8 protein-coding genes and 1 pseudogene are annotated in these 12,295 nt (G+C 46.3%); 4 read left to right on the top strand and 5 right to left on the bottom strand.

The features are described 5' to 3' along the window. Positions 1–178 precede the first annotated feature (178 nt). Entirely contained in the window at positions 179–1,765 is a 1,587-nt protein-coding gene (locus FM037_RS02650) for an FG-GAP repeat domain-containing protein (protein ID WP_144044728.1), read from the bottom strand. A gap of 363 nt (positions 1,766–2,128) precedes the next feature. Between FM037_RS02650 and FM037_RS02645 the strand changes: the two genes are divergently transcribed. Together FM037_RS02645 and rarD are read left to right on the top strand one after the other, a co-directional pair. Beyond that, entirely contained in the window at positions 2,129–4,015 is a 1,887-nt protein-coding gene (locus FM037_RS02645; protein WP_144044727.1) for a DUF885 domain-containing protein, read from the top strand. A 227-nt stretch (positions 4,016–4,242) separates the two neighbouring features. Further along, positions 4,243–5,181: an EamA family transporter RarD gene (gene rarD / locus FM037_RS02640; protein WP_144044726.1), complete on the top strand. Its 939-nt coding sequence runs from the start codon at positions 4,243–4,245 to the stop codon at positions 5,179–5,181. 8 nt (positions 5,182–5,189) lie between these two features. On the opposite strand, the gene FM037_RS02635 is transcribed toward rarD, so the two are convergent. Further along, positions 5,190–5,786 carry a lipase family alpha/beta hydrolase gene (locus tag FM037_RS02635; RefSeq protein WP_144044725.1) on the bottom strand — a complete coding sequence of 199 codons (597 nt, stop codon included), beginning with the start codon at positions 5,784–5,786 and terminating at the stop codon, positions 5,190–5,192. Positions 5,787–5,905: 119 nt separating this feature from the next. Here FM037_RS02635 and FM037_RS02630 point away from each other — a divergent pair, with 119 nt between their 5' ends. Both FM037_RS02630 and FM037_RS02625 read left to right on the top strand, forming a co-directional pair. Continuing rightward, the gene (locus tag FM037_RS02630) at positions 5,906–6,913 is read left to right on the top strand and encodes a class I SAM-dependent rRNA methyltransferase (protein WP_144044724.1); all 1,008 of its coding nucleotides are present in this window, start codon (positions 5,906–5,908) and stop codon (positions 6,911–6,913) included. Positions 6,914–7,317: 404 nt separating this feature from the next. Further along, a complete protein-coding gene (locus FM037_RS02625; RefSeq protein ID WP_144044723.1) occupies positions 7,318–8,142 on the top strand; it encodes a phosphatase PAP2 family protein in 825 nt (274 codons plus the stop codon). 85 nt (positions 8,143–8,227) lie between these two features. Here FM037_RS02625 and FM037_RS02620 read toward each other — a convergent pair whose 3' ends face one another. The 3 genes and pseudogenes from FM037_RS02620 to FM037_RS30515 form a co-directional block, all read right to left on the bottom strand. Beyond that, complete coding sequence (locus tag FM037_RS02620; RefSeq protein ID WP_144044722.1) at positions 8,228–9,604, bottom strand: class II fumarate hydratase; 1,377 nt, start codon at positions 9,602–9,604, stop codon at positions 8,228–8,230. Positions 9,605–9,816: 212 nt separating this feature from the next. Beyond that, the gene (locus FM037_RS02615; protein WP_144044721.1) at positions 9,817–10,191 is read right to left on the bottom strand and encodes a hypothetical protein; all 375 of its coding nucleotides are present in this window, start codon (positions 10,189–10,191) and stop codon (positions 9,817–9,819) included. 171 nt (positions 10,192–10,362) lie between these two features. Next, positions 10,363–12,290, bottom strand: a pseudogene (locus tag FM037_RS30515) (alkyl/aryl-sulfatase). Between the last annotated feature and the right edge of the window lie 5 nt (positions 12,291–12,295).

Below are 12,295 nucleotides of genomic sequence, written 5' to 3'. Positions count from 1 at the left end.
TATAGTTTTGTAAGTTATTGCATACAAAAGTAAACGAACAAAAAAACGGCGCCAAAATGGCACCGTTTTTTTAGCGAGAAAGAGAATATGTTAATGAACAAAAGAAACCTTACTCTCAATGTTAATCAGGCTTAGCTCAGTCTTGCCCTGCTCAATAAATCATAAAGTAGTAACATCTCTATCCAGCTAAAATCACCTTAAATTTACTTTGTAGTGATTCATCATCTTGCTGACCGTACTTGATCAGCAGGTCATCCTTACCATCACCATTGAGGTCTTCGCTAGATACCATGCCACCGTCTTGAGGCAGCTGAACTCGGATTTTTTCACTCCTCTTAACAAAAAGCCTGTCACTGTCACTGCCTAGAAAAATCTGCAAGGTATCATCCCCGTCTGACAACAACAGATCTTGTAGCCCATCACCATTAATATCCGCCAGCTTGACCACAGGGGTGCCACTTTGACCCGAGGTGAGGCTGAAGCTTAACTCCACCTCTTTACTGATATTGGCATCATCGGAGAACTGGCTATTTTCATCCATCTTAAATAGATACACATCCTGATCGATACTGCCCGAAATCAAGGCGCCGATGATCTGCGATAAGCCGATGTCGAAACCCGCCACCAACACCTCATCTTTTTTATCGCCGTCGATATCGATAAATTCTAACCCCGTTAAGGTGCCATCGGCTCGAATCACGCTATTGGGCTTCTTCGGAAACGTCAGCTGTCCCTTGATGTTTTCACCCAGATAAATCTCATAATCATTAACCCTATCCAGTACACCTGAGCTCTTGGTGTAACGCACCACCATATCGGTCAAGCCATCGTTATTGATATCTTTGAGCTGCTCCACTTTACGGTAAATCAAATCACTCTGATCTAACTGCTCACCGAAAGCATCTCGCTTGTTCCACCAATCCAAACCGCTGATAGCCAGACGAACCGAGCTGTATTTAGCGATAGGATTGAAATGTCCCGACTCCTCTTGTCTATACACCTCTAGTTCCCCCTCCCCTATCTTGACGACATCCGGTTTACCATCGAGATTGATGTCGGCACTATAGATTTTTGACTGAGTGTAGCGGACACCATCGTTATAGAGTCTGACTTGAGGCTTAATCGGCAGTGGCTGTCTGTGATAACTGCCATCGGTTTGTGCGATAAAAAGCTCTACCTGATCGAAGTCGCTAATGATGATGTCATCCAGGCCGTCATCGTTAAGATCACGAATAAAATCACTGTCACTAATGTAGTCGGGGCTATGCTTGAGCGACATTGAGTTGATATCGGCAACAATTTGAAAGGGGTTTAACTTATCGCTGGGAACGAATCTAATTAAATGCTTACTCGATAAAAACATCAATTGCTGCATTTCATTAGCTGACGAGCCCTCGTTATCACGTCGGGTCAAATCGAAGCTGGCAAGCTCACGAGGAAGTTTAACTTTTAAAGACTCGGTATACTTGCCCTTCGCCTTATCGAAAGCAAAAACGGCTAACCACTTCTGCCCGAAATCATCCACTCCGAAGGTAACTAGCTCTTTGCCACTATTCGCTAGCAAATTAGCCGGCAATATGGGATGAGTCAGCTTGAAGCTGGTTTCAACGCTGTGGGACTCGAGTGTTACAGCTGAATTTTGAGAAGCCGCATTAGCGCCAACCGATGCCAGAGCCAGCATAGGCAAGAGCAATACAGGTAATGCATGTACGGGGGACGCCGCAAGCATTGATAAAAAAGGTGAACCGTTTCTGATTTTTTCCATTTGCAACTAACTCCAATCTCGCAATAAGCGCCTGACTTAATCTTTCAAATCGCGCTAAAACCTATGGACTTAATCTATCGACTCTGAAAAAAAAAGAAAGTTCAGTTAATCAGATGTTACAAACTAATGGGGCAGGAGCCTAATTAGATACAATTTTCGCTGAAACTGACCTGAATATAGACATGCTCAGATTCACTCATTGCGCCGTTATGAGCATGATAACTATCATCGAACAGTGAAATATCAAGATTCCCACTTGGCCAACTGCAGAGGATGTCACAATATTTTTTAACCAATGTCGACCACCAAAAATCAGGGTATAGTTCACAAAAATATAAAAAACGTGATAAATAAGGGTAATCCATGTTTAGTAAAAGTCTTATCAGCCTAAGTGTTTTAGTGGCCTTATTTGGATGCACTAATGAACGGACTGAATCTGCAAACAATACGACGGTAACCGCTGCCCAAATAGCACAAACAACTAAGGTCGACACAGATAAACGAGCGAGTATTGACGCTAGAGTGGCTCAGTTCACTCAAGACTTCATCAAGTCTCAGCCAGCATTAGCCACCTCGTTAAATCTCGGTTCTGACATGGCGGGAGACTTTCAACGCCGGCTCCCCGATTACTCTCCGACTGGCATGAAAACCTTGCAACAAAAAATGCTGCACGCGGCATCACAGCTAGCCAGTATAGATACCCAAAATCTATCCGATAACGACAAACGTCACGTAATCGTTAACCAAGTAATCGCTAATTACTACGCCGGAGATGCTCAATTTAACGCAGGTTATATCGATACCTGGGCCGGACATCTGCCTTACATCGTCAACCAAATTAATGGGCCACTGATCGACATTCCTGCCATCTTAACCGATCAGCAACCCATCTCAGACTTAGGCGATGCTGAAGATTATCTGCGCCGCTTAAATGCCTTAGCTGAAATGACTAATCAGGTTAGGGCCAAAGTGGAAGCCGATGCCGCTAACGGTGTCATTCTTCCTAAGCCACTATTTGCCAACACACTTAAGTTCCTCGCCAACTTTACGGCACAACCTGCTATTGAACACAGCCTGGTCACTAGCTTCCAAGAAAAGCTCAATGCCACAGATAAAGTTGATGCAGAGCACACAGAAGCTTTCATTGCACAAGCCAGTAAACTCGTCGATGAGAAGATTTATCCCGCTTACCGTGATGTTAGCTCTCTGATGACCAGCTTAGCGCGCAAAGCACCGACTGACGTGGGAATTTGGGCCCAGCCCAATGGTGAGTCTTTCTACCAACATGGTATCACCTACCTGGCTGACTCTGATTTGAGTGCCGACGAGATCCATCAACTGGGCGTCGAAGAAGTTAACCGCATCACCAGCGAGATGGACAGCATCTTAAAAGCTAACGGCTATAACAAGGAAAGTGTTGGCGAGCGCATGATCCAGCTCAGCACTGAGCCACGCTTCCTATACGAGAACTCAGATGCTGGCCGTCAGCAATTGCTCAAGGATCTCAGCAAAGATATCGATCTGGTGATGACTAAGGCGCCGCAGTTATTCTCGACTTTGCCTCCACAAGAGGTGATCGTTAAGCGTGTTCCTGTTGAGACTGAGGCTGGGGCTGCTGGTGGCTCCTATATACCACCAGCGCTCGATGCTAGTCGACCCGGCGTCTTCTTTATTAACCTTAAAGATATGACTTCTATCTCCAAATACGGTCTCAAGACGCTCACTTATCATGAAGCAGTCCCGGGACATCATTTTCAGATAGCCCTTAACATGTTACAAACTGACATTGGCTTGATGCGTCAGAACGCTTCATTCAATGCCTATATCGAAGGCTGGGCCCTTTATTCTGAGTTGCTTGCCTTTGAGATGGGCATGTATGAAAACGATCCTTGGGGTAACTTGGGCCGTCTCAAAGCCGAGGCTTATCGCGCCGCGAGACTCGTAGTCGATACCGGACTTCATCATAAAAAGTGGACTCGCCAGCAGGCCATAGAATATTTTGCCGAGGCGACAGGGTCCACCCAAAAAGAGGTGACTTCTGCCATCGACCGCTATATCGCCTGGCCGGGTCAAGCCCTAGGCTACAAGCTTGGCATGTTGAAGCTAGTCAAGCTCAGAGCCAAAGCGCAACAGACTCTTGGGGACAAGTTTGATATCCGTGCCTTCCATGATCTCATCTTACTGCCAGGCGCCAGACCTATGTCAGTGGTTCAGTCAGATGTAGAGCAATGGATAGAGGCTCAGATATAGGGGGATGAGTCGTAATTAATCTAGCCCCTATCGCTAGGCCGAACCTTCGACCTAGCGATAGGGGCCTACCTTAATTTACTGTCATCGAGACAAAAAATTTTCCTTGATATATCCAAGCGTATTGATAGTATCGGCCACCTCTATATACCAAATATCACTTGCTCATCCGATAGCATTCCATAAGCATATTTTTCTTATCGTCCTCTGTCATTTTTGGATTATGTAAAATGCCACACACTAGCCGTACCACATTTCAGGGTAATGCCCTTGCCGCTTTCGCTTTCTTGCTTTGGGGCTTGATGCCACTGTATTTTCAGATGTTACCTGGGGCCGATACCAATGAACTACAAGCCTTTAGGATCACATTCTCGGTGCCCTTTATGCTGCTGGTTATTCTTGTCATGGGTAAGAAACTCCCCTCTTTGGCGGCACTCAAGGCCGACAAGCGTTCGGTAGCACTATGCGGACTCGCGGCAGTGATCATGTGTGTATCTTGGTATAACTTTACCTGGGCTATCACCCATGGGCAGGTGCTAGCCGCTAGCTTAGGATTTTTCATCAATCCCTTGTTCGCTATCGCCCTCGGCGTAATGTTTCTAGGGGATAAGCTGTCCAGAGCTCAGAGCCTAGCCGTCATTTTAGGAAGCTGTGGTATCGGCTACATGGTATACAGCTATGGAGAGCTGCCCTGGAGTTCTCTGCTTATGGGAGGATGCTTCGCTCTCTATGGTTTATGTAAGAAATTTATCCGTTTCGATTCGTTAACTTCGGTAACTCTGGAGTCAGCCCTCTTGATGCCTTTCGCCCTAAGTTATCTCTTTTGGCTAGGGATCACAGATCAGAGCATGGCTCTGGCTCAGTTCTCAATCTCTGACACAGATACCTGGTCACAACTGCTGCTCTACATGGGCGCAGCACCTATCACCTTAATGCCGCTTATCTTTTTTGCCCTTGCCATCAGCCGTACCAGCTTGTCTATGATAGGCCTGATGCAATATATCGAGCCTAGCATGCACTTTCTGCTCGCTGTGATACTGTTTAACGAGTATTTCGATCAAGTCAAAGCGATCAGTTTCGCCTTGATCTGGACGGGCCTTTTACTCTGCACACTCGAAGCCTTACCAGCACTGAGACAGAAACGAACTAACTTGAAGCTAGGAAGCTAGGAACACAGTTACTCATTCAATCTAGCGAGAATTTCGTTAGTGATCTTACTGCTGAAGACCATAGAAAGATGCAAAGCGACGAAGAATTTCTTATTCTCAGCCAACTCCCAATGTGAACTGGTACTCGGCACTATCGTGTAGTCGATAGATGTTCTGTAGGAATAGAGCTTAAGCCCATCGAGCCGGTCTGTAGATTCATCTAAGGACTTGAGCAGCTCACTATCGGGCCTAAGCTGTTTCATCGCTTTCGATGGGTAAGGGAGATAGGCCATGTAGCTGCCACTATGGGGAGTAGAGATGGTAAATAAATGGCTAGATCGTGAACATCCTTCGAGATGCTGCAGGTAATATCTAGCGACTATTCCCCCCATACTGAAGCCGATAAGCACTAAAGTTTGATTCTCACCGTATCGATTATCTATCTGCTCCTTTAGGTTATTGGCGGCATACTCGACGCCATGACTTCCATCAAACGGCTTTAGCGTTGGAGTGAAGCACTCGAATCCCTGAGACTCAAATTGTCTCCTCATCCAGTTCATCACAGATCCCGTATTGAAAATACCATGCACTAAAACCAGTTTTGGCTTTCTCTGTGTTGTGGTCATAGGCCTGTACATCTCACCTTTTATCATGTCTAACGCCGATTTTGGCGTTCAATTTTGCTATCATTGCGCGGCAACGACTACCTAGTATCAATATTAGCCATTTAAACGAGTTATTTACCATGTCTATCTCCGAATTATTAGCCACAGCTCTAAAAAAGCGTCAAGACTTGCTTACCCAAGCTAAAATAAACAACACAGATTGTTATCGGGTATTTCATGGCACCGTCGAAGGTATAAATGGCTTGAACATAGATAGATACGGCGAAGCCTGGTTAATTCAAAGCTTTCATCAGACATTGAATGCAGATGAGCTCAAAGAGATTAGTGACTCCCTGACTCGAATCGAAGACCTGCCCATTACCTACAACGACCGCTCCGATAAAAATTCACGCGTGATGAATCAGCTAGATGTCATTAGCCAAGACTTTGCTGACCTAGATCAGGTCATACATGAGAATGGCATCAAGTTCACCTCTAAGCTCAGACATGAGGGGCAAGATCCCTTGCTGTTTCTGGATATGCGAGCGGGTCGTGAATTCGTCAAGGCAAACAGCCTGAATAAAACCGTACTCAACCTGTTTTCATATACCTGCGGCATAGGCACTGCTGCCGCGGTAGGCGGAGCCACTCGCGTGATGAATGTGGATTTCTCATCGTTTGCATTAACTGCAGGTAAAAAGAATGCCGAGCTCAATGATGTCAGCGATGTGTGTGAGTTTGTTCAGAGTGATGCCTTCCCGGCGCTGCGCCAGCTAGCCGGACTTAACGTCGGTGGACGTCGTAACCAGAAGCTACCTAAATACCCTAAATTGCCGATGACTCAATTTGATCTGGTGTTTCTCGACCCACCTAGATTCGCCAAGAGCCCTTTCGGTACTGTCGATCTTATCAATGACTACCAGAGCCTGTTTAAGCCTGCGCTACTGACAACGAAATCGGGCGGCACCATAGTCTGCTGTAACAATGTGGCTAAAGTTGAAAGAGAAGCCTGGTTCAATGCTCTGGTTCGCTGTGTCGAAAAGCAGGGCCGCTTAGTTACCAGGCATACCTGGCTAGAGTGTCATCATGACTTCCCGTCATTTGATGGTAATCACCCACTTAAGATGGTCTCTCTGGTCATAAGTTAACAGTCTTAATCTTTTCTAGTCACTAGTGTAAAAATAGAATTCATTGCACTAGTGACATAAGCTAACAATACGACATACTCTATATTTTCTCCGCCTGTTTTCGCCTTAATAAATATTAACTTTGGCATTTAACTCAAACGCTGGAGCTTCTCGCCCTTCACTCCACAAATGTAACGTTCGCGATACATTAACTTCATTGACATTGCATCCTCAGTGTTTGAATATGAGGTCGTTTTAAAAGATCATTTTTAAAACAAAACGTTCAATGACTGAAACGGATTTCAACATATGACAGATAATTCCATGTCTATGTTAACAATTTGCTTCAGGCCTACATTTCTCGCAAGAGTCCGGTCGAACCTGTCGCTTTAAACTAAAAATACTAAAAATAAGAGTATCAGTTTATGTTACCGACCCTCGAACTCAGTCGAATAGTGGCTGTAAAGCAGCCACTAGACTCAGGGATTAACAGCAGCTTCCTATCAGTTTTACTGCTGTTATTTGTCTTCCATATTCTCACCTTGAATACGCAAACTAATTTAGAGACCTTCAACTGGTTCAATGAACTTGGCGCTAGCCTACCTAGCTGGTTACTACTCAGTGTGACCGACCTAGGCGACGGCATTACCGCCGGAGCCTTAATCTTAATTTGTCTCACTTATAAGCCCCAGTGGCTATATCGAGTCCTAGTCACCACACTGCTCTGTGCATTATGCGTGCACTTTTTTAAACAATATTTCGATGCCCCCAGGCCTGCTGCCGTACTCGAAGTCATCAATATAATAGGCAAGGCTCGCTATGAGCATGCATTCCCATCGGGACACACAACGACAGCCTTCGCATTAGCCGGAATCATCTGGCTATTAGCCGACAAACTATGGTGTAAACTAAGCGTATTGATACTGGCAGTTGCGGTGGGGATTTCTCGTATTGCGGTGGGAGCACACTGGCCAGAAGACATCGCCTTTGGCGCGATATTGGGCTGGTTATTGGCTTACCTGGCTTGCAGTGCAGTGCCATTATCGGCACTCAAACTCAAGCATCAATATTGGATTATCTTTGCCCTCTCCATGATAGTGCTAGTGAGTGAATTAAAGAATTTAGGTGAAGATCCTTTCTCTGTGCTCCTGTTTAACCGCTACCTAATCATCACAGCCCTTATCTCACTGACCGTCTACATGTGCAGCAAGTTTCAGCGGGATGATAAGCCAAACCCCAAAAATGCCTAAGCAATACCGGTTGGCATTAACCCACTGAAGGGAGAGCCAGCTCTCCCTTAGATATCTACTCCCATTATTCTTTGAATTAAAGGGATTAAAGCCCACCTAAGGTGAGTTTGGCTGGGTCTAAAAGCTTCTCAAGCTCCTCACGAGAAATGTCGGTTTCCTCCTCGGCGACATCCAGTACGGCTCGACCTTCTTTGTAAGACTTCTTAGCAATTTCAGCGGCCTTAGCATAGCCAATAATTGGATTTAGCGCGGTCACTAGAATGGGATTTCGAGCTAAGGCTTTCTGCAATTGCGCCTCGTTAACCTTGAATGTCGCTATGGCCTTATCCGCCAATAGATAACTGACATTGGCCAGCAAGCTTATGCTCGAAAGTAAGTTATCGGCAATCATGGGCAACATAACATTTAATTCAAAATTACCCGCCTGACCACCCACTGTAATCGCGCTATCGTTACCTATTACCTGAGCCGCGACCATAGTGGCCGCCTCAGGGATCACGGGATTGACTTTGCCCGGCATGATAGATGATCCGGGTTGTAGTGCTTGCAGCTCGATCTCCCCCAACCCGGCTAAGGGTCCCGAATTCATCCAACGTAGGTCGTTAGCTATCTTCATCATAGATACGGCCACAGTTTTCAGCTGTCCCGACAATGAAACTGCAATGTCTTGTGTGCCAATATGGCTGAAAAAATTACTCGCCGGAGTAAACGTGAGGCCGGTGGCCTCACTGAGCTGATGGTTAAACTCCGCGGCAAAATCTGCATGGGCATTAATCCCGGTGCCCACAGCTGTCCCTCCCTGAGCCAGGCTCTGTAATCTCGGCTTAATCCCATCGATCAGGTCAATATTTAGCTCTATTTGGCTCGCCCAACTCAGCAGACTCTGACTCATACGCACAGGCATGGCATCCATAAGATGAGTTCGACCCGTCTTGATATGATGATCGACTTCAGCGGCTTTGTGCTTAATCACCTTCAACAGATGTTCCAGTGCCGGTAATAAACGATTCTCCAGCTCCATGGCGGCACTGATATGAATACAGGAAGGGATGATATCGTTACTGCTCTGACCATAATTAACATGATCATTAGCACCTACTGTTTGATTAGCAATTCTAGACGCCAGAGTGGCTAATACCTCGTTAGCATTCATGTTCGAGCTAGTACCCGAGCCGGTTTGAAACACATCAACCGGAAAATGCTGCATCATGGCCTTATCATCGAGTAGTTGAGACACTGCATCTGAGATACCATCAGCCATATCTTGTGGCAGCAAGGCTAGCTTTGCATTAGCCTGAGCAGCAGCCGATTTAGCCAGAAGTAAAGCACGAATAAATGCCTCAGGCATTCTCTTGCCACTGATGGGAAAGTTATTCACCGCTCGTTGTGTTTGGGCTCCATATAGCGCCGAAGCTGGCACCTCTAGCTCTCCCATGCTGTCTCTTTCAATACGTGTAGTCATGATCTTCCTTTCCATTATTACTTACTAATTAATTCAATCAGTGCGCCAAACCTGCTTTGAAAAACTGGCTAGTGGCTCTCAGCTCATAGAAAAGCTTCTCAAGTTCCTGCTTCTGAACATCAACCTAGAAAGTGCACTAAGCGGCTTATAGATGTTATCCAGACACCCATAAACTAACCAATGTCCTTTCTTAGCGAACTAAGTAATCAAATTCAGTGCGCTAAACCAGATTTGAAAAACTGGCTCGTCACTCTCAGTTCATAGAACAGCTTCTCGAGTTCCTGCTTTTGAGAGTCACTATCCACGAGTCTCGACAAAGCACTTAAGGGCTTATAGATATTGTCTAAACACCACAACCGCCAATGTCCTTCGAGCATGTCATCAGCTAAAGTATCGAGCAATAATCGATACTCTGCCACATGGAGGGACCAGGCAGCATGTTTACAGGCTCCCATAAGGGCTAACTCCATGGAAAACCAGATCAACACCAGGCTAGGATTATCGACCTCTTCGCCGTGGCGTATCTTATGACGAAGCACATTGATCGCAGGATCTTGACTATCGAACTGTGGAAAACATTGGCACATACAAACCACTTGATGAGAATGACAATTAATATCATTAAGCGTTTTTATGCTAAATATGTCAATCGTATTTACTCTGCGAGGCTCAAACTATGAAAAGAGTGGTAAATGATAAGCGGTTAGCAGTCAGATAGAAGCAGTTCCTAGTTGAACCTAGGAACTGCTTGGCCTAATTTAAGGTGTAACGATATCGAACACGCCCTTAGGCTTATCTAGTAGCCTAAAGAAACTCACCAGATCCAACTTGCTACCCTCAATATTGAGATCATCGGAGAACATGAGATCCGATGCCCCGGCATTACCTATGATCAAATCGATGAAGAGCTCGTGACTGATATTTAACGTCGCATCGGCATCGGGATTCTTATCCCCTCGTTTATGATGTAGCACCGAATTGTTCAGCTCCAATACATAGTTTTCACCGAGATCGATGAAGTTTATGTTGAGCAAATAATGTTTACCGAATGCCTCGGGGCCGATCACACGCGATGCCATAGATTGCAGGAAGTTCTCTATCGGCGAGCGCAGCAATATCTGCTTCATAGAGACCAGGTCTATGCCCTTATCCGGAGCGCCGTGGCGTAATTCAAATGCAGCTGATAGGTACACATCACGCCAGGCGGCAGACTCGGCCTGATAACCAAGTTGATCGTAGCTCTTGGCCAGTAATTCTTTAGCCGATGTATTAGCCCCATCAGCAAAGACCAGACGATTGAGCAGCTCGGCGGCCCAACGATATTCTCCGGCTGCGAAGGCTGTCTTGCCATGAATTAACACGGCATCGGCGCCTCCCATCAATTCAACATATTTATGCGCCGATTGAGAGTCAGGCAAAGGATCTAAGTTAGCCGGATTAGCATCATACCAGCCAAGGTATGCCTGATAGACCGCCTTAGCATTATGCTTAGCGGTACCGTAATACCCCGACTGGCGAAGGTATTCGCCAGAGAAGGTGGCATCTCAATCTCTTCGGCTATTTCAGCCGGAGTCAGACCCTGGTTGAGCATGCGCACAGATTGATCGTGGATGTATTTATAGGTGTCTCTCTGCTTACCTAAGAAATCGGCTATGGCATCCTCGCCCCATATAGGCCAATGATGACTGCCAAAGTAGACCTTGGCCTCTTTCTGGTTTGTGAGCGCCTCATCAATTGAACGGCTCCACTCGAGTGCGTCCCTGACCTTAGCGCCCCGTAAGGTATAGAGGTTATGCATGGTCTTAGAGACAAGCTCCGCACCGCAATAGGCCTGATGCTCAGGCAAGTAGAAGGTAAATTCAGAGGGGGCCTCTGTGCCCGATACGATCTGAAACTCAAACTTCACGCCATCGATTATCTTAGTCTCATCGGCTGCTACTGTGATGGTTGGAGCCAGAATACTGAACGTACCGAATGCGGGCTCTTTACCTAACCCAGAATCTATATGACCCCGGGGAGATCTGGGTAATCGCTTGCCATACATATACATGGCGCGGCGGCTCATGGCTGTCCCGGCCATGACATTTTCGCTGGTGGCCTCATGCATAAAACCGCCTGGTGCAACTATGTCTATATCCCCTATAACAGTAAGTTCCGAATCATCCAGCAAGCCCAAAGCCCCACCAAAATGATCCATATGGCTATGGGTGAAAATAATGCCTGAGACAGGCTTCTTGCCTAGCTGCTTATTTACGAAAGCCAGTGCAGCCTTCGCCGTTTCCACCGTGGTCAGGGGGTCAACGATAATCCAGCCAGTTTTTCCGGCGATCACTGTCATGTTAGCCAAGTCGAAGCCACGGACTTGATATACCCCAGGAGTCACTTCAAATAAACCATGAATGTTATTCAGACTCGCCTGTCGCCATAGACTCGGATTAACGCTGGCCGGAGCATCCCCCTGAATAAAATCGTAAGCGGGCCTGTCCCAGATATTTTTCCCCTGTGCGTCGACCACCTTTAAATCCGGCAGTTTAGCGATAAATCCTCGATTCGCATCGGTGAAGTCTTGCTTGTCCTGAAAAGGCAGCTGAGTCAGCAATACAGAGTTTGCCTCTAGAGTATGGCGAGTCGCGGGCGTAAAACCATAGGCATCCACCACATCAGGGGCAACGGGTGTAGCAGCCATACCTG

Origin of the sequence: Shewanella psychropiezotolerans (assembly GCF_007197555.1) — a bacterium.
Classification (GTDB): domain Bacteria; phylum Pseudomonadota; class Gammaproteobacteria; order Enterobacterales; family Shewanellaceae; genus Shewanella; species Shewanella psychropiezotolerans.
Note: the sequence above shows the minus strand (reverse complement) of the source record. Positions and strands in the feature narration are given on the sequence as shown.

Coding starts and splice junctions, on each gene's coding strand:
- FM037_RS02620 (WP_144044722.1), bottom strand. CDS start 9,604: ATGACTACACGTATTGAAAGAGACAGCATGGGAGAGCTAGAGGTGCCA.
- FM037_RS02615 (WP_144044721.1), bottom strand. CDS start 10,191: ATGTGCCAATGTTTTCCACAGTTCGATAGTCAAGATCCTGCGATCAAT.
- FM037_RS02650 (WP_144044728.1), bottom strand. CDS start 1,765: ATGGAAAAAATCAGAAACGGTTCACCTTTTTTATCAATGCTTGCGGCG.
- rarD (WP_144044726.1), top strand. CDS start 4,243: ATGCCACACACTAGCCGTACCACATTTCAGGGTAATGCCCTTGCCGCT.
- FM037_RS02630 (WP_144044724.1), top strand. CDS start 5,906: ATGTCTATCTCCGAATTATTAGCCACAGCTCTAAAAAAGCGTCAAGAC.
- FM037_RS02635 (WP_144044725.1), bottom strand. CDS start 5,786: ATGACCACAACACAGAGAAAGCCAAAACTGGTTTTAGTGCATGGTATT.
- FM037_RS02645 (WP_144044727.1), top strand. CDS start 2,129: ATGTTTAGTAAAAGTCTTATCAGCCTAAGTGTTTTAGTGGCCTTATTT.
- FM037_RS02625 (WP_144044723.1), top strand. CDS start 7,318: ATGTTACCGACCCTCGAACTCAGTCGAATAGTGGCTGTAAAGCAGCCA.